Here is a 17809-nt window from a genome sequence, read left to right on the forward strand (position 1 = left end):
CCTCCCTTATTTTAATTATACCATGGGAATGGGGTGTTTGCAGCTTTTGTCAACAGGTCCCTTATTGTACCTTATCTAAATACAAGCCATAACGGATAATCGGCCCTCTAAGATTTCACTCAGTATCCTGTTGCGATGTTCCACAAGTAACAAATCCGAACCCTGCACCCATTGGTGCCTGGTTCGGATTTGTGCTTTTTGTGAAGTAAGGTTCTAGATCGCAATTACTATACTTTTATAATAGGAGCAACGGCTAACTTTACCACCATGAGGGAGTACATCCTTTTTTCGCATGACTTACATTCATGTTGTTATAAGAGTTGATCTCAAATATCATTTGACCATCTAACAGCCCTGCATTCAATTCTGTCAGTCTACCCTTTCCCCAAGTATTGGTTGAGCGTTTATCAAGCCAGTGAAGCCATATGCACTCTGTTTCGTATACAACACCCCAATAATACTGGCAATTATAGTTCAACCCTCTGGCATATGCTTTTAGCTTCTCTCCGTCTGATTTGATCCAATCCTCTGTCGTTTTGGCGTATCCTCCATCATACTTCAACTCAATAACGGCAGCAATATCTGTCACACGATCTGACAATCGTTGAGTTTCTTTGTTCATGTCCATTTCTACGATTGCCAAATCGGCACGGAACTTCAACCCCTTAAAATAGAACTCTGGATAAAGATAAAGGTTATTTTCTTCAAGGTGTGCACCAAAACGAGTCCGGATATGATGATACAAACTAGTTTGTAAACTGGCCTCTTTTATTAGATTACCCCGCCTGTAATCCTCGCAAATATCATTCATCCATATTTCTTTAATAAGTTTATCTATCTCCGCCTTGACTGATTCACTTATCATCGCAGGTCCTCCGTTTGTAGAATTGTCTCAATTATAGCGCAAAGTGTTGAAGATGACAATTGAGTTCCATTCCTGTTGCACTTAGCTTGGCCATTCAGGAACACGCGCTCAAATCACGCCCCTGCCCTGCCGGTAAAGCCGCCGGCAAAGGCGGGGGCGCGGTTTTGTCCTGGATATCAGGATTGTGAATCCAGCCAGGCTACAAACTCTTCCGTGGAATCGGTAAAAGCGATTTCCGTCGCACTCCCGTCGGCAATCAGGAACTCGGTAAGGCCGTATACCGAATCCCCGCCGCTCCAGTCATAGGTGTAACCCAGCCTGGTCCAGGGATATTCACTTTCAAAATAGGAGTAGATGATGTTGCTGTCAAACCAGGTCCGATACGCAGGGTCCGCAATCTGGTCATATCCGTTTTCCATTTGGGCGGTTACATCGGTTACATAAGCGGGGCGGATCACCTCCGACGGCGAGACCCAGAAGGCGGAAAACCGCGTGCAGCTGCCGTCATCCGGCATACCCAGCAGTTGTGCAAAGCGCAGGTCCCAATCGGTGACCTCGCTGCCGCTCTCCAGATACCAGGCTGTCAGCTCCCCCAGGGAGGTGGCCCAGATGCCTTTGTATGGCAAAGGCTCTCCAGGTTCACACGGCTCCTCATAGCCGTGCCAGGTAACCAGCAGCACCCGCTCCCCCGCCTCGTCCCAGATAACCTGCGGGTCCTGCTGCGTCAGACAGACCAGCTCCATAATCTCGTTGTCCTCGCTGAATACCGCGTCGGCCATGGCCGCCGCCCAAAGCTCCTGGTTGGAAGGTGCAGACTCGCTCCCGCACCCGGACAGCGGCAGCAGACTCAGGCAGACCACAGCCGCAACAACTTTCTTTTTCATCACGAGAAAGGCCCCTCCTTGCCGAATCGGATATAGGCACCCAGACTTGGCGCTCCGCAATGCCGCCCGCCGCGCCCTCTCCCGGGTGTCCCTTTTTTATCATAATGATCATTCTGCCGTTGTGACTCAGCTGCAAAAAATTCACCGCTTTTTGCGCAGAATCTGCAACCGCAGGACTCATTTTTGGTGCCGTAAACTGGGTGCTGGAGTAATCCCAAAGAGTAAGACGATATTTTCAAGAGAAACTTGCTCAAGCGACCGAACGGGCTTGTTGTCTGTAGACCACAGCAAGCAAGCCCTTCTGGCTTCCCTTGACTCCGCGGTTTCCGTAAAAATTCAGGTTCTTTTTCAATTCCAGACCGAACTTCTTGCCTCAGTTTTTGAGAGCAAGCGTTCGCCCCACGCAGCCTCTGGACCTCGGCAAGTTGGTTTTTGCCTCTCTTGCCCGGCAATTCCTTCGGTTTGCCTGTACTGTTATGGCAAAATTTTCCGCCGCCTTTTCAGCTTAAATACGGTCTGCATTAGGTTTTTTTCTTGTCAAAATACAATAAGTGTAAACTTAAGTATATACTGCTTTTTTGCCTAAACTCAGAAAATACAAGCCTTTCTTTGCTTCCTCCTTTTTTTACCACCTAAAAATTCTGTCTACTTTTATATACGTATCCTATAGACATCCCTGGCGGGCGGGAGATGGGAGAACGGCCCCCCAAGCGGGCCCCCACACTTGGACGCCCCCTTTCTCCTCCACTGTCTACTTTTATATTCAACCGCAGGTCCTCATCCGGCCCGGCTCCCCTGCGTCCATTATTTTGTCCAAAATTCGGTGGGTTTTGACTTTTTTTCACAACCTGCATTTGGCACATTGATTGCTGCTATATAAAAAAGGCAAATACCCATACCGACCGGAACCGCCGCAGCAGGACCGCACCCATTTCTGTTTTTTACCTCTTCCACCGGTGCATAAACATGAAAGCGGGCGCCGCAAAGGGCGGTATGCCCGGTGCATGGAAAGGAGGTTTTGGCTGGGGAACTTGCGCACAAGTCAGGTTGATGAGTCTCAATCACGAAAAAAACAAGGAGGAGTTGAAAACATGAAGTATTATGCCCCCACAAGTCTTGCGCAGGCCCTGGAACTGCTGGAGAACTTGTCCGGCGAAAAAAACGTTCTCCTAGCTGGCGGAACAGATATCGTTCCAAAAATGAAAAGTAATCCCGCCAGAAGCGGCTGGTATGACAAGTACGATGCCTCCGCCACCGATTTCAACATGATATATCTGGGAAATCTCGGCCTCTCCTATATAACATGCGATGAAAAGGGCGACTTGCACATTGGCGCGCTTACCACCATGTCGGACATTCTGGCCTCCTCGCTGGCCGATAAAGTTCCTGTCCTGAAGCAGGCTCTGAGCCAGCTGGCCGGCCTGACCATCCGCAATATGGCCACCATCGGCGGCAACGCTATGAACGCCTCTCCTGCCGCCGACTCGGTACCCGCCCTGATTGCGCTGGGCGCTGTGGCCGTGTTTGCCGGAAAGAGCGGCCAGCGGGCAGAGCCGGTGGAGCAGATTTTCCAGGGACCCGGCAAGACCGACATCCGTCCGGGTGAGATTCTCACCGAGTTCATCATCCCCAAGCCCGCCGGAAAGGGCAGCTTTGAAAAGCTGGGCCGCAGAAAGGGCGAAACCCTGTCTGTTGTCAACGGCGCAGCGCAGGCCGATATGAGCGGCACCCACTGCAATTGCATCCGCATTGCCATAGGGTCCGTGGCGCCCACGCCCCTGCGTCTGGAAAAGATCGAAAAGATGCTGGAAGGCAAGGACGTAACGGAGGAGCTGATTGCCCAGGCAGCAGAGGCCGTAGCAGATGAGATCTCCCCCATTGACGACATCAGAGGCTCTGCAGAATACCGCAAAAAGGTCGCCAAAGTGGTGGTGAAGCGGGTTGTAGCAGGCGCATGCCTGCAATGATTGCGAAAGGAAGGTGTCGAATATGTCTGAGGTTCTGAAATTCACATTGAATTCCCAGCCGGTGGAGGTTCTGGTGAAGCCCGAAGAGTCCTTGCTGGAGGTCCTGCGTGACAAACTGCGGGTGGTAAGCCCCAAATGCGGCTGTGACCGGGGCGATTGCGGTGCCTGTACGGTAATGGTGGACGGCAAGGCGGTCAAGTCCTGTGCCACTTTGGCGCTGACCATGCAGGGAAAAAGCGTTCTGACCGTGGAAGGGCTGAGCAATGGCACGCAGCTGCATCCCGTACAGAAGGCGTTTATCGAGATGGGCGCGCCCCAGTGCGGTATCTGCACGCCGGGCTTTGTCATGGCGTCTGTGGCTTTCCTTCAGAGCAATCCCTCCCCCACCAAGGAAGAAATCAAGGAAGCGCTTGCCGGCAATCTGTGCAGATGCTCCGGCTACACAAAGTACGTAGACGCCGTTTATGAGGCTTCTAAGGGTACATTTGGTAAGATTTGATAAAGGAGGATGCTCATATGGGTAGTTATGTAGGACAAGGCATGCCCCGGTATGACAGTCTCGGCCATGTTACCGGCAAGACCCAGTTTGTTGACGACATCATGCTGCCCGGCATGTTGACCATCAAAGTGCTCAGAAGTCCTGTCTCCAGGGCGAACATTCTGAACATTGACACCACGCAGGCCAAGCAGTGTCCCGGCGTGTATGCCGTGGCCACCGCCAAGGATGTGCCTCACAACCTGTGCGGCTTTTACGGCGACCATCCGGTTATGGCGGAGAAGGAAGTGCGCTTCCGGGGCCAGGTCATCGCGGCCGTAGCCGCGGTGGACGAGGCCAGCGCCATGGAGGCTCTCTCCAAGGTAAAGGTCGATCTGGAGGAACTCACCCCCATCTTTGATCCCCGGGAGGCTATGAAGCCCGACGCCGAGCAGATCCGGCCCGAAGGCAACCTGTGGGAGTTTGAGCCGGGTATGCGGGTGCGCCAGCTGCGGAAGGGCGATATTGAAAAGGGCTTCGCCCAGGCTGATCTCATTGTGGAGGGCGACTACTCCACCTGTGTGGGCGAGCACGCCATGCTGGAGACCTGCTGCTCCATCGGCGACATCGACGAGCGGGGTCGTTTGATTATCTACACCACCTCTCAGGCCCCCTCCCTCCATGCCACCATGATCGCCGGCACCCTGGGGCTGCCTCTGAACAAGCTGAACATGGTGGGCGGCACCGTGGGCGGCGGCTTCGGCGGACGCAACGACCCTGTTGCCGACCACCTGGTTGGCCTGATGGCTTTGCTGACTCAGAAGCCCTGCAAGTGGAGATGGACCCGGGAGGAAGAGATGGTCTGTTCCCAGATGCGGGGTGCCTGGCAGTTCCACATCAAGGACGGTGTCACCAAGGACGGCCGGATTGTGGCCCGCCAGATCGAGGAAATTCACGACACCGGCGCTTACGGCGGCTTTGGCCCCTACGCGGTGGATAAGAGTGTATTTACCATTACCGGCCCCTACGACGTGCCTAACGTCCACATCAACGGCTACTGCGTGTTCACCAACAAGCAGGTTGCCACTTCCATGCGTGGCTTCGGCATCAACATCGGCCAGTTTGCCATGGAGACTCACATGGACAAGGTCGCTGAGAGACTCAATATGTCCCCGTGGGAGCTGCGCTTCAAGAATGCATGGAAGGAAGGCACCTTGAGTTCTACCCAGCAGGAAATGCACGCCGTGGGTCTGATTGAAACCTTGCAGGCCACCGCAAAACTGGCCGGAGAGACACTTTCTCCCGAACTGCTGGCTATGAGCTCGAAATAAGAGGGGAGGTACGGATTATGATTAAAAAGGGTAGAGGTATTTCAGCGGTAATGCACCCCACGGGCTTTAAGGGCGGCGGCGACCCGGACCAGGCCCTGCTCAAACTGAAGCCCGACGGCACAGTTGACCTGCTCAGCGGTGTAACCGACTATGGCCAGGGCGGCAAGACCGTTCTTCGGCAGTTTGCCGCAGAGGAGCTGGGTATTGATATCGACATGATCTCCCTGCATAACAAGGGTACTGACAATGTCACCTGGTCTACCGACACTGCCGCCAGCCGGGTTACCTTTATTGCCGGCAACGCTGTGATCAAGGCCGCTCAGGACTTTAAGCGCAACCTGAAGCGCTTCGCTGCCGGAATGCTGAATGTCGATCCCGACGAGCTGGAAATTGACGGCGTCAAGATCTACAAGAAGGACAATCCGGAAATCTGCACCACCTATGCCGACATTGGCAACGCCTCCACCTGGGGCGGTGATTTTGTGGTGGGCGTGGGCGCCTATCTTGTTCCCCCCGGAGCACCTGTTGATCCCATCACTGGCGCTATGGATTTCTGCGCCGCCATGGCTTACGCCGTGTGTGTGGCCGACGTGGAGGTGGACACCGAGACCGGATATGTGCAGGTGGTAAATCTGTTCACTGGTTACGAGATCGGCACCGCAGTCAATCCCCTGCTGTGCGAAGGCCAGTTTGACGGCGGCGCAGTTATGGGCGTCGGAATGGCCCTTATGGAGAATCTCTATCCCAAATATCCCGATGATGCCGGCTGGGCCAACAGCTACACCGACTACATCATTCCCACCACCATGGATTGTCCGGTAATGAAAAATGCCATCGTGGAAATCAAGGACCCCAGAGGCCCCTACGGCGCAAAGGGCATGGGCGAAATGAGTTCCAATCCCCAGGCACCCGCCATTGCCAACGCCATCTACAATGCCGTCGGCGTAAGAATGGATCATCTGCCCATCACTCCGGAGAAGGTTCTGGCCGCTCTGGAGGCCAAGGAAGCCGGAGCTTAAGCTCCGCCACAGCTTAACGCTGCCAAAAAAATGCACGTCTGTGCATTTTTTTGGGGGGGCGTTATGTAAATAATAACAGGACGTGTGAGGTCGTTATGAAGTATGCAGCGGTCATTGCGGCAGCCGGCCGGTCTGCCGGCGGCCACGGCCTGCCCCCCATGATGTGTTTGGGTGAGGAACCCGCCATTCAAAAAATGATTCGCGGCTTCCGGGACGCCGGCGTGGCGGAAATTGTGGCTGTTACCGGCTACAAATCCAAGATCCTAAGGGATTATTTAAGCTCCGTTGACATCCGGCTGGTGGAGAATCGTCAGTATGCTCAAACCCAGATGTTTGACTCCCTGCTTCTGGGCCTTGAAGCCCTGCAGAAGCCGTACGATTATGTCTTCCTCACCCCCGCGGATGTCCCTTTGGTGCAGGCATCCACCCTCCGGGCCATGGTCCAGATGCATGGGGATATCATCTGCCCGGTCTGTGACGGTATATCCGGTCACCCCATTCTGCTCCACCACAGTCTGATTCCCTCTCTATCGCGCTACACCGGCGGCGGCGGCCTGCGGGGCGCGCTGCTGGATATGGGAGCTTCTGTCGTACAAGTTCCGGTGGAAGATCCCGGTGTCTTATTGGACGCCAACTCCGCATCCGATTTCAAGCGTCTGTGCCGGGCGGAGCGGGAAATCAGGGACAAGGGCAGACTCTGTCCGGATATTCATGTGTGTGTCTCCAAGTCCGGGGTTGTCCTAACCCCTGAAATTGTACAATTTCTGAGCATGATTGAGCACACCCACACCATCCAGGACGCCTGCGCCTGTATGCACATGTCATACTCCAAGGGCTGGACGCTCCTAAGGCGGATTGAAACCGCCCTGGGCTATCCTCTGGTGGAACGCACCTCCGGGGGGGCGGACGGAGGCACCAGCCGGATGACGGAAAAGGGACACCGCCTATTGGATGCCTATCTGCAATATCAGGCGCAAATCCAGGCCTTCTCCCTTCCGCTGTTTCAGCAGCTGTTTCCTCCGGAGCTGTGCTGAGGGCGCGGCTCGGACGAAAAATTGTCGAAAAAGGCAGGTAATGTCTATGACATCCCCCCAGCGACCTCTCCTTCGCCCAGATAGAAACGCCATCGCCCCACCGTCCAGCCGTAACGGGCTGGCCCAAAGGTCATGAGAACACTCTACTTTATCCGCCATGGACAATGCCGGAACAGCGACCACCGCTGGATTGGCCGCACCGACCTGCCGCTGGATGAAGTGGGACTATATCAGGCCGGGCGGCTGCGGCAGTGGGCTGCGGACCGGTCCCTGACCGCTGTCTATTCCAGTCCCCTCTCCCGCTGCTGGGAAACTGCCCGCATCCTGTCCGGGGACAAACTGCCCGTCCGGCAAGCGGACGGGCTGCGGGAAATGGACGGCGGCGCATGGGAAGGGCTGCATTACGACCAGATCCGGACCCAGTGGCCGGAGCTGTATGCCGCCAGGGGCGCACACCTGGGAACCGTGGCGCCGCCGGGCGGGGAGAGCTTTTCCCAGGCGGGCGTCCGGCTGGGGCGGTGCATTCAGGAGATTCTGATACATACACAGGGAGACATTGTCATCGTGGGCCACGGCGGCGCCGGCCGGGGCTGGTTGGCCGGTCTGTTGGGGCTGGAGCCGGATCGAGTGCTGTCCGTCCGTCAACCCTGGGGCGGCGTCTCTACCCTCACCTGGACCGGCGGTCGCTTTGCCGTAATCAGCGTGGGCCTGCAGCCCGACCCCGTCCCCCCTCCCCTCCTGCTGGAAGCCCTGCTCCATCGCCATGGTACAGCCCCAGAGATCCGCGCCCACGGGCAGGCAGTAGCCCGGGCCGCCCTGGAACTGGCCAGTCAGCTCCCCCCCGGCCAGACGGACCGCCCCCTGCTGGAGGCCGCCTGTCTACTCCATGACATTGCCAGAGGCGCACCCGACCACGCCCGGCAGGGGGCTCAGCTGCTGGAAGAGGCCGGCTATCCCGCCGTAGCATCCCTTATCGCCGCCCACCATGACCTGCCGCCGTCAGCCGGTACCGAAGCGCGGCTGCTATACCTGGCGGACAAGCTGGTTCAGGGAAATCGCCCCGTCAGCCTGGAGGCGCGCTTTGCCGCCTCGCTGAAAAAATGCCGCACCCAGGATGCCAGGCAGGCCTGGGAGCGGCGCTATCGGGACGCCCGGAAGATTCTGGAGGAATACCATTTGAAATGGGGGCAACCATCATGAAGCTGATCAAAACTGAAGATGCCGTGGGTCAGGTGCTGTGTCACGACATCACTCAAATCGTCCGGGGAGTCACCAAGGACGCAGTATTCCGCAAGGGCCACATCATCCGCCCCGAGGACATCCCCATTCTGCTCAGCGTAGGCAAGGAGCACATCTATATCTGGGAAAACAATGAAAACATGCTCCATGAGAACGACGCAGCGGATATCCTGAGGGGTCTGTGCCAGGGACCCGGCATGCACGCCACGCCGCCCAAAGAGGGAAAAATCGAACTGGTGGCAGATGTGGACGGGCTTCTGCTGGTGGATGTGGAGCGGCTGCGCCGGGTAAACGCCCTGGGGGAGATGATGATTGCCACCCGCAGCTCCGGATTTCCGGTTAAGAAGGGGGATAAGCTGTGCGGTACCCGGGTGATCCCCCTGGTCATTGAAAAGGCGAAGATGGAGGCCGCCCGAGAGGCAGCGGGTACCCAGCCCCTGCTCCAGCTGCTCCCCTTCCGGCCCCTGCGGTATGGCCTGGTCACCACTGGAAGCGAGGTGTATCACGGGCGCATTCAGGACACCTTTTCCCCAGTTATCCAGGAAAAAATGGCGGAATACGGCTGCCAGACGGGCTGGCATCAAATCGTGGGCGACGATAACCGGCAGATTACCTCTGCCATCAACGAAATGCTGGCGGAGGGTGCGCAGCTGATTCTGTGTACCGGCGGTATGAGCGTAGACGCCGACGACCGCACACCTCTGGCCATTCGGAATACCGGCGCGCAGGTTGTCAGCTATGGCGCACCGGTCCTGCCGGGCGCCATGTTCCTGCTTGCCTATACCGCCGATGGCCGCCCCATCTGCGGCCTGCCCGGCTGCGTCATGTACGCCAAGCGTACCATCTTCGATTTGGTGCTGCCCTTTCTGCTGGCCGGCGTACCTGTTACGGCCGATCAGCTGGCGGGACTGGGCCACGGAGGATTGTGCCTGAACTGCGCGGAGTGCCGCTTCCCCAACTGCATGTTTGGAAAGGGCGTGTGAGCGATGGCCTTTACCCATATCGACGAGGGGGGCAACGCCATCATGGTGGATGTCAGCCAAAAGGATGTTACCCACCGCACTGCCACGGCCCGGGGCGTGATCTCCATGCGCCCGGACTGCTTGGCCATGGTCCAGGAGGGCCGGGCAAAAAAGGGCGATGTACTGGCGGTAGCCCAGGTGGCCGGCATTATGGCGGCCAAGCAGACCGCAGGCCTCATCCCCCTGTGCCACGTACTGGCTCTGGACAATGCCTCTGTGGCGTTCACGCTCCACCCGGAGCGCAGCGAGATTGAGGCACTGTGTACCGTCCGGTGTACCGGCCGTACCGGCGTGGAGATGGAGGCCCTTACCGGAGTCAGCGTGGCGCTGCTGACCGTATACGACATGTGCAAGGCGGTAGACCGGGCCATGTGCATCCGGGAAATCCATCTGCTGGAAAAGCAGGGAGGCAAAAGCGGCCATTTTATCTACGGACAGGGAGCGTGCGGCCATGAGGGATCAGTGGGGACGGAACATTAACTATCTTCGGGTATCGGTGACAGAGCGGTGCAACCTGCGCTGCCGCTACTGCATGCCCCATGGGGTGCCGCTGTGTACCCACAGCGATACCCTCCGCTATGAGGAGCTGCTGCGCATCTGCGCCGCCGCATCTGCGATTGGGATAACCCGGTTTAAAATCACCGGCGGCGAGCCGCTGGTGCGCCAGGACTGCGCCGATTTCCTGGCACGGCTGAAGGCGCTGCCCGGCGTGGAGCAGGTCACCCTGACCACCAACGGCCTGCTGCTGCCCCAGTACCTGGACGCGTTGGCCCAGGCCGGTGTGGACGCGATCAACATCAGCCTGGACACTCTCCGACCGGAACGCTATCACCAGATTACCGGTTCCGACGGCAGGTCGGTGACCCGGGTCCTGGAGGCGCTGGATGCCTGTGTGGAGCGGGGGATCCGCACCAAGATCAACACCGTGCTGCTGCCAGAGACCAGCGACGAGCTGGCCCTGTTGGCCAGCCTGGCCGCCGCCCGGCCGGTAGACGTACGTTTTATCGAGCTGATGCCCATAGGGGAGGGCAGGAAATTGACCGGTATCTCCCAGGACGAGGCCCTGGCCCGGCTGCGGATTGCCTGGCCCGACCTGCACGCCACGTCCGAGCGGCGCGGCAACGGTCCCGCCCAGTATTATGCCGCCAACGGACTGACGGGACGTATCGGACTGATCGGGGCGGTAAGCCACGCCTTTTGTTCCAGCTGCAACCGGGTACGCCTCACCAGCACCGGAACCCTAAAACCCTGCCTATGCTACGGGGAGGGAACCGACCTGCGGGGACTGTTGCGGGCCGGCTGTACCGACGAGGCCCTGACCCTGGCCCTGGCCGGCGCCGTCCGGGGCAAACCGCTGGCTCATTGCTTCAATCAGCACTCCGGCGCCACGGAGCGCCGGGCTATGTTCCAGATAGGAGGATAGGCTATGGGAAAGGTTCGGGCCATATGTGTCAGTAATGTGCGTGGCATACAGAAAACCGCTGTGGAACAGGCCTGGTTTGCCGTGGAGCACGGCATCCAAGGAGATGCCCACGCCGGCGCCTGGCACCGGCAGGTCTCCCTGCTCAGCCAGGACAAGATTGACGCCTTCAATCAGCAGGGTGCCGGAGTGGCTCCCGGTGCCTTCGGGGAAAATCTGGTGGTGGAGGGAATAGACTTCCGTTCCCTGCCGGTAGGCACCCTGCTGCGGTGCGGCGGCGTGCTTTTGGAAATGACCCAAATCGGCAAGGAGTGCCACAGCCACTGTGCCATCTACCAGAAGATGGGGGAGTGTATTATGCCCCGGGAGGGCGTATTTGCCCGGGTGCTGGAACCCGGTTCCATCACTGTGGGCGACGAAATGACCATCCAGCCCCGCACCGTCCCTCTGCCCTGGCAGGCGGCGGTCCTCACCCTGTCCGACAAGGGCGCGGCGGGCCAGCGGGAGGATCTGAGCGGCCCCGCCATCGTCCGGCGCTTGACAGACAGTGGTTTTGTGGTTGTGGAGCAGCTCCTGCTTCCCGACGAGGCCGATGCTCTGAAGCACCAGCTCATCCGCCTGTGCGACCAACGGCAGCTGGATCTGATTCTCACCACCGGCGGCACCGGCTTTGGCCCCCGGGATATCACGCCGGAGGCCACCCTGGCTGTGGCCCACCGGAACGTTCCCGGCATCGCCGAAGCCATCCGGGCCGCCTCTCTGGCCATCACACCTCGGGCCATGCTCTCCCGGGCGGTATCGGTCATCCGCGGCAAAAGTCTGATCATCAATCTGCCCGGCAGCCCCAAAGCCTGCATGGAGAGTATGGACGTCTTTCTGGATACCCTGCCCCACGCCCTGGGCCTGCTGCGCGGCAGCGTCCAGGACTGCGCCCGGACATAAGTGATTTTTCTTGCGGACAGAGCGTGTAAATCCACGCCCGTTTCCCGGCGCGGCGCAATACCCATTACACCGCAGCCGCTTTTTGCGAACAGCAAAAGAAAAGGAGAATGGAATATGAAACGACTCACAGCCCTGCTTTTGGCACTGTGCCTTGCGGCAAGTCTCACCGCCTGCACCTCCTCCGAACCGGCAGAACCCTCTGCGCCGGCGGGGTCCTCCCCGACGGTGTCCTCCCAGCCGGAAGAAAGCATTGAACTCATTGTCTTCGCCGCCGCCTCCATGACCGAAACCCTCAACGAAATTGCCCAGCTCTACGCCGCGGAGGCGCCCAATGTCACCCTTACTTTTAATTTCGACTCCTCCGGCACCCTTAAAACGCAGATTGAGGAGGGTGCGCCATGCGACCTTTTTATCTCCGCCGGCCAGCAGCAGATGGATCAGCTTGACAGTACCGCCGACCCCTCCGTAAACGAAACCGGCCTGGATTTTGTCCTCCAGGGCAGCCGGCTTAATCTGCTGGAAAACCGGGTCACGCTCTGCGTACCCCCGGACAATCCCGCCGGAATTGAGAGCTATGAGGATATGGCCCGCCAGCTGAGGGAGGGTTCCATTCTGCTTGCCATGGGCAACTCCGATGTGCCTGTGGGGCAGTACACCCAGAAGATCCTGGCCTACTATGAGCTGGACGAGGCCACCTTGGCCAGCACCGGGTCCATTACTTATTGCAGCAACGTCAAGGAGGTCACCACCCAGGTCTCTGAAAGCAGCGTGGACTGCGGCATCATCTACTGCACCGACGCTTTCTCCGCCGGCCTGACGCCGGTGGACTACGCCACAGTGGAGATGTGCGGGCAGGTTATCTACCCCGCCGCCGTTCTGAATGCCAGCCAGCACCCTGACGAGGCTCAGGCGTTCCTGGACTATCTGTCCACCCCGGAGGCCATGGCCGTATTTGAGGCCGTCGGCTTCTCCCCCGCCTGAGGAGCGCCATGGACTGGTATCCCCTGTGGAACTCGCTGCGCATCGCAGGCATCAGCTGTGTGCTGGTGTTTTTCCTGGGTATCCTCGCGGCCTATTACGCCGCCCGGCTGCCCCGTTGGATCAAAGGTCTGCTGGATGTGGTCCTGACCCTGCCCATGGTGCTGCCCCCCACGGTGTGCGGCTATTTCCTGCTGCTGCTTTTCGGCAGCCGGCGGCCTCTCGGCCTGTTTCTCTCCCAGTTCGGCATCCGGTTCGTGATGACCTGGTACGGCGGCATCTTGGCCGCAGCGGTGGTGGCCTTTCCCCTGATGTACCGCACCGCCCGGGGCGCCTTTGAGAGCTTTGACCAGACCTTGGCCTATTCCGGGCAGACCCTGGGCCTGTCCAACACCTATATCTTCTGGCGTATCCGGATGCCCGCCTGCCGTCAGGGCATCTTGGCCGGCACGGTGCTGGCCTTTGCCCGCGCTCTGGGGGAATATGGAGCCACCAGCATGCTCATCGGCTACACCCCAGGCAAAACAGCCACCATCTCCACCACAGTCTACCAGCTCTGGCGCACCAATGACGAGGCCGGCGCCTTTGTCTGGGTAATGGTCAATCTGGCAATCTCAGCTGCGGTACTGCTGGTGGTCAATCTGATGGAGCGGCGCAGCGGAACGGGGGTGCGGCAGTGAGTCTTGTGGTAGATATTGAAAAGCGCCTGGGTACTTTCACTCTTCAGGTAGCATTCCAGTCCGGGGAGGGAACCCTGGGGCTGCTGGGTCCCTCAGGCAGCGGGAAAAGCATGACTCTGCGGTGTATTGCCGGTATCGAGCGGCCCGACTGCGGGCGCATCATCTTGGATGGCGTTACCCTGTTCGACAGCCGCAGGCGCATTGATTTACCCCCCCAAAAACGCCGGGTGGGCTACCTGTTCCAAAACTACGCTCTGTTTCCCCATATGACGGTGGCGCAAAATATCCTGTGCGGCCTGTGCCGGGAGCCAGACCGGCGCAAACGGAAGGCCCGCCTTCAAGAGGCGGTGTCCATGATGCGCCTGGAGGGGCTGGAACAGCTGCGCCCCCCTCAGCTTTCCGGCGGCCAGGCCCAGCGGGTGGCTCTGGCCCGCATCCTGGTCAATCAGCCCAATCTGCTGATGCTGGATGAACCTTTCTCCGCCCTGGACAGTCAGCTGCGGGATCAGCTTCAGCTCCAGACCAAGGCGCTGCTGGCCCGGTTCGGTAAACCGGCGCTGCTGGTCACCCACAGCCGGGATGAGGCCTATCACCTGTGCAGCCAGATCGCCGTCACCGATCAGGGCCGCATCCTGACCCTGAAAGACACCAAAGCCCTCTTCGCCGACCCCGGCAGCATTCAGGCCGCCCGGCTTACCGGCTGTAAAAATATCGCGCCGGCGCGGAAAACCGGGACATACGAGGTGGAAGTACCCGCCTGGGGCATCCGATTGTCCACCGCCAGGCCGGTGGAGGACGAGGTGTGCGCCGTAGGCATCCGGGCTCACTATTTTAACGCCAAATCCGCCCAGAACCTCTATCCTGTTCACTTTACCGGTCAGATGGAAGAGCCATTTGAACATATTCTCCAGTTTCGTTACCAGGGACAGAGTCCGGCCGCCCCCGACCTGTGGTGGCGCATTCCCAAAGACCGCCGGCCCCAGACCCTGCCGGATGCCTTAGGCGTGGCCCCCGCCAACGTCCTGCTCCTTTCCGGACAGGCGCCGGCACAGCCCGAGCTGCATCCAGATTAAACAAGAGGTGAGCGCCATGAAACAACTGGGCGCCGTCATTCTGGCGGCGGGTCTATCCTCCCGTATGGGCGCCTTTAAGCCGCTGCTGCCCATCGGCGAGATGAGCATGATTGGCCGGGTGGTTGCCCTGATGCGGGGGGCAGAGGCCCAAACCGTGGTGGTAACCGGCTACCGGCACAGAGAGCTGGAGGCACATCTGGCGGGCTGCGGTGTCCGCTTTGTTCACAATCCGGATTACCGGCACACCCAGATGCTGGACTCTCTGCGTCTGGGCCTGGAAGCGCTTCCCCAGGAATGCAGCCGAATCCTGCTCTCACCGGCGGACGTTCCTCTGGTACAGCCCCGGACGGTTCAAGCCCTGCTGACCCTGGACGCCCCATTTGTCCGCCCGGTATTTCAGGGGGAGCCGGGACATCCCGTGGTCTTCCGGACCGACCTCATTCCCCTTATCCGCACCTACCGCGGCGCAGGCGGACTGGGCGGGCTGGTGGAACATTGCGGCGTACCCGTCCGGGAGCTGGAAACTGACGATCCGGGCGTGTGTATGGACGGCGACACCAAAGAACAGTACGACGCCCTGCTTCAGGTATATCAGGCCTCCCGAAAGCAGAGGTGCAGCGCATGAAACAGCGGATGGTAATTTTGGGCGCGGGCCAGGTGGGACGGGCGGCGGAAGCCCTGCTGGATTGGAATACAGTCTGTCTGTGTGCTTTCGGAGACAATTCCCCCGCCGCCTGGAACGCAGAGGCCTGCCCCCCCGTCCTGCCGGTAGACCAGGCTCTGGCCACCGGACCTGAACTGGTGCTGCTGGGGGTACTGGACCAGGAGCGGAGCTGCCAGCTGGAACGGCAAGCCCGGGCTCTGGGTTACTCGGGTCCCCTGCTCTCCCTGGGCCAGCTCGCCGGCTGCCTCGACATTCGGGGTGCTGTTTTGCGCCGTATGGCCCAGCGGCTCGGTCAGGTACCCGGCGATTTGGCCGAGCTGGGCGTCTACCGGGGCGGCTTTGCCTGGCAGCTGAACGCTCTGTTTCCCCAGCGCAGGCTGTATCTCTTTGACACCTTCCAGGGATTTCCCCCTGGCGATCTGCATCAGGAATCCGGCGGCGGAACCGGAATCCGGTCCATGGATTTCTCCGACACCGGTGTGGAGGAGGTCCTGGCCCGTCTGCCCCACCCAGAGCAGGCGGTGGTGCGGCAGGGCCGGTTCCCGGAAACCGTTCAGGGTCTGGATACATACTTTGCCCTGGTCAGCCTGGATGCCGACCTCTATGCCCCTACTCTGGCAGGCCTGGAGTTTTTCTATCCCAGGCTGAGTCCGGGCGGCGTCATTCTTCTCCACGATTATAACAGCAGGCAGTTTGACGGGGTAAAGCGGGCCGTCTCCGACTATGAGCACAGACATGGTCCCCTTCCTCTGGTCCCGCTGTGCGATTTACACGGCACCGCCGTGCTCATCCGGCCCGGAAAGGAGACTGATTGTCCATGAGATCTTTGTTTGCCGCTCTTCACAGCGCTCTGACCCAGGGCCAAGACGCGGTGCTGGTTACCGTGGTGGCCAGCAGCGGCTCCACCCCCCGGGGGGCAGGCGCCCGAATGGTGGTCACCCGTCAGGGCCGCCTGTGCGGCACCATTGGCGGCGGCGCGGTGGAATACCGCAGCCAGCAGATGGCCGGCGACCTGCTTCAAACAGGCGGCACCCGCCTGGAGCACTTTCGCCTGCACAAAAATCAGATTCAGGATCTGGGCATGATCTGCGGCGGCGCGGCAGATGTCTACTTTCGCCATATTCCCGCCGGAGACCGTGACGTTCTGGCACTGACGGAACAGGTTGAAACCTGCTTCCGTACGGGGGAGCCGGCTTGGCTGATCTGTGAAATGACCGACGGATGCAGCGGAGCCATGGGGCTTTACAGCGTCCGGAGCGGCATGTCCGGCCTTGCCCTGCCCCCCTCGGTGACCGACGGGTTAGGCAGCACTCCCTGCCAGCGTACCAGCGGAGGCCGGACGTACTACTGTGAGCCGCTCTTCCTGGCCGGCCGAGTCTATATCTTTGGCGGAGGACACGTCTCCCAGGCTCTGGTGCCTGTGTTGCACACAGTTGGCTTCCGCTGTGTGGTGCTGGAGGACCGGCCGGAATTCTGCCGCCCGGAGCTTTTCCCCGGCGCGGAGGAGACCCGGCTGGTGGACAACACCCGTCTGGCAGACTTTGTCACCGTGGAGCCGGATGACTACGTGGTGGTCATGACCCGCGGCCATAAAGACGACCAGCTGGTGCAGGCCCAGATGCTGCGTACCTCCGCCCGCTACATCGGCGTCATCGGCAGCCGCAGAAAAACCGCCGGTGTGTTCGCCCTCCTGCGGGAGGAGGGCTTTAACGATGCCGACCTGGCCCGCATCACCACTCCCATCGGCCTGGACATCGGCGCTGAAACGCCGGCGGAAATCGCGGTGAGTATTGCCGCCCAGCTCATCCAGATTCGGGCTGGAGATAAATTGAAGCATTAGTACACAAGAGGGGCGCCGCGGCGCCCCTTCCATTTGCCCAAAAATCCGTCACAACCGGAAGGCTCCGGCGTCCATGCCGCCCTGCTTTTCAAGGGGCGGAAAAATGCGCATCTTTTGTCCGATAAGAACCGCCAAATCTTGCAGGTGCAGGAGAATCATGTTATATTAAGGGCAAGACAGGTCTGCGGCCGCGGCGCTGCGGCGCGCCTTAAGGAGGAGGAACGGACTGTGACAAAATGCGGGCGAGTCATCCGCCTGTTGGCGGTACTGAGTGTGATGGCGGTACTCTTCCAGGCAGGCGCCTGGGCGGCGGACGGGACCGGCGCCAAAGAGGAATACGCCGGACAACAGCCAAGCATCCTCTCTGTTACCCCAG

The 17809-nt window shown here is 59.4% G+C and carries 18 protein-coding genes; 16 read left to right on the forward strand and 2 right to left on the reverse strand.

Features of this window, described 5'->3' with window-relative positions; translation table 11 throughout:
- Positions 1–259: 259 nt before the first annotated feature.
- Entirely contained in the window at positions 260–865 is a 606-nt protein-coding gene (locus tag Q0J74_RS05730) for a hypothetical protein (RefSeq protein WP_297211968.1), read from the reverse strand.
- Positions 866–1041: 176 nt separating this feature from the next.
- Positions 1042–1749: a hypothetical protein gene (locus tag Q0J74_RS05735; RefSeq protein WP_297211970.1), complete on the reverse strand. Its 708-nt coding sequence runs from the start codon at positions 1747–1749 to the stop codon at positions 1042–1044.
- Between the two features lie 1091 nt (positions 1750–2840).
- Between Q0J74_RS05735 and Q0J74_RS05740 the strand changes: the two genes are divergently transcribed.
- From Q0J74_RS05740 to Q0J74_RS05815, 16 genes are all read left to right on the forward strand, one after another.
- Positions 2841–3716 (forward strand): FAD binding domain-containing protein, encoded by an 876-nt coding sequence (locus Q0J74_RS05740; protein WP_297211973.1) that lies wholly within the window; start codon positions 2841–2843, stop codon positions 3714–3716.
- 22 nt (positions 3717–3738) lie between these two features.
- Positions 3739–4215, forward strand: coding sequence for a (2Fe-2S)-binding protein (locus Q0J74_RS05745; RefSeq protein WP_297211977.1), 477 nt, complete (start codon positions 3739–3741; stop codon positions 4213–4215).
- Positions 4216–4232: 17 nt separating this feature from the next.
- Positions 4233–5522, forward strand: a complete 1290-nt coding sequence (locus tag Q0J74_RS05750) for a xanthine dehydrogenase family protein molybdopterin-binding subunit (RefSeq protein WP_297211980.1) — start codon at positions 4233–4235, stop codon at positions 5520–5522.
- Between the two features lie 17 nt (positions 5523–5539).
- Complete coding sequence (locus Q0J74_RS05755) at positions 5540–6541, forward strand: xanthine dehydrogenase family protein molybdopterin-binding subunit (protein ID WP_297211983.1); 1002 nt, start codon at positions 5540–5542, stop codon at positions 6539–6541.
- 95 nt (positions 6542–6636) lie between these two features.
- Positions 6637–7575: an NTP transferase domain-containing protein gene (locus Q0J74_RS05760; RefSeq protein WP_297211986.1), complete on the forward strand. Its 939-nt coding sequence runs from the start codon at positions 6637–6639 to the stop codon at positions 7573–7575.
- A 132-nt stretch (positions 7576–7707) separates the two neighbouring features.
- Positions 7708–8775, forward strand: coding sequence for a histidine phosphatase family protein (locus Q0J74_RS05765; protein WP_297211988.1), 1068 nt, complete (start codon positions 7708–7710; stop codon positions 8773–8775).
- Positions 8772–9797 (forward strand): molybdopterin-binding protein, encoded by a 1026-nt coding sequence (locus tag Q0J74_RS05770; protein ID WP_297211990.1) that lies wholly within the window; start codon positions 8772–8774, stop codon positions 9795–9797. Before Q0J74_RS05765 ends, Q0J74_RS05770 begins: the two co-directional genes overlap by 4 nt.
- Positions 9798–9800: 3 nt before the next feature.
- Positions 9801–10316, forward strand: coding sequence for a cyclic pyranopterin monophosphate synthase MoaC (gene moaC / locus Q0J74_RS05775; protein ID WP_297211993.1), 516 nt, complete (start codon positions 9801–9803; stop codon positions 10314–10316).
- On the forward strand, positions 10288–11259 hold the full coding sequence (gene moaA, locus Q0J74_RS05780; RefSeq protein ID WP_297211995.1) for a GTP 3',8-cyclase MoaA: 972 nt from the start codon (positions 10288–10290) through the stop codon (positions 11257–11259). The genes moaC and moaA overlap by 29 nt, the downstream gene beginning before the upstream one ends.
- Positions 11260–11262: 3 nt before the next feature.
- Complete coding sequence (locus Q0J74_RS05785; RefSeq protein ID WP_297211998.1) at positions 11263–12198, forward strand: MOSC domain-containing protein; 936 nt, start codon at positions 11263–11265, stop codon at positions 12196–12198.
- A gap of 114 nt (positions 12199–12312) precedes the next feature.
- Complete coding sequence (gene modA, locus Q0J74_RS05790) at positions 12313–13179, forward strand: molybdate ABC transporter substrate-binding protein (RefSeq protein WP_297212000.1); 867 nt, start codon at positions 12313–12315, stop codon at positions 13177–13179.
- An 8-nt stretch (positions 13180–13187) separates the two neighbouring features.
- Entirely contained in the window at positions 13188–13856 is a 669-nt protein-coding gene (gene modB, locus Q0J74_RS05795) for a molybdate ABC transporter permease subunit (protein ID WP_297212003.1), read from the forward strand.
- Positions 13853–14929, forward strand: a complete 1077-nt coding sequence (locus Q0J74_RS05800) for a sulfate/molybdate ABC transporter ATP-binding protein (protein WP_297212006.1) — start codon at positions 13853–13855, stop codon at positions 14927–14929. Before modB ends, Q0J74_RS05800 begins: the two co-directional genes overlap by 4 nt.
- Before the next feature lie 16 nt (positions 14930–14945).
- A complete protein-coding gene (locus tag Q0J74_RS05805) occupies positions 14946–15554 on the forward strand; it encodes a nucleotidyltransferase family protein (protein ID WP_297212010.1) in 609 nt (202 codons plus the stop codon).
- The gene (locus tag Q0J74_RS05810) at positions 15551–16414 is read left to right on the forward strand and encodes a TylF/MycF/NovP-related O-methyltransferase (RefSeq protein WP_297212013.1); all 864 of its coding nucleotides are present in this window, start codon (positions 15551–15553) and stop codon (positions 16412–16414) included. Before Q0J74_RS05805 ends, Q0J74_RS05810 begins: the two co-directional genes overlap by 4 nt.
- On the forward strand, positions 16411–17433 hold the full coding sequence (locus tag Q0J74_RS05815) for an XdhC family protein (protein ID WP_297212016.1): 1023 nt from the start codon (positions 16411–16413) through the stop codon (positions 17431–17433). The genes Q0J74_RS05810 and Q0J74_RS05815 overlap by 4 nt, the downstream gene beginning before the upstream one ends.
- The last annotated feature ends 376 nt before the right edge of the window (positions 17434–17809 follow it).

This window comes from uncultured Flavonifractor sp. (assembly GCF_944387675.1).
GTDB lineage: Bacteria > Bacillota > Clostridia > Oscillospirales > Oscillospiraceae > Flavonifractor.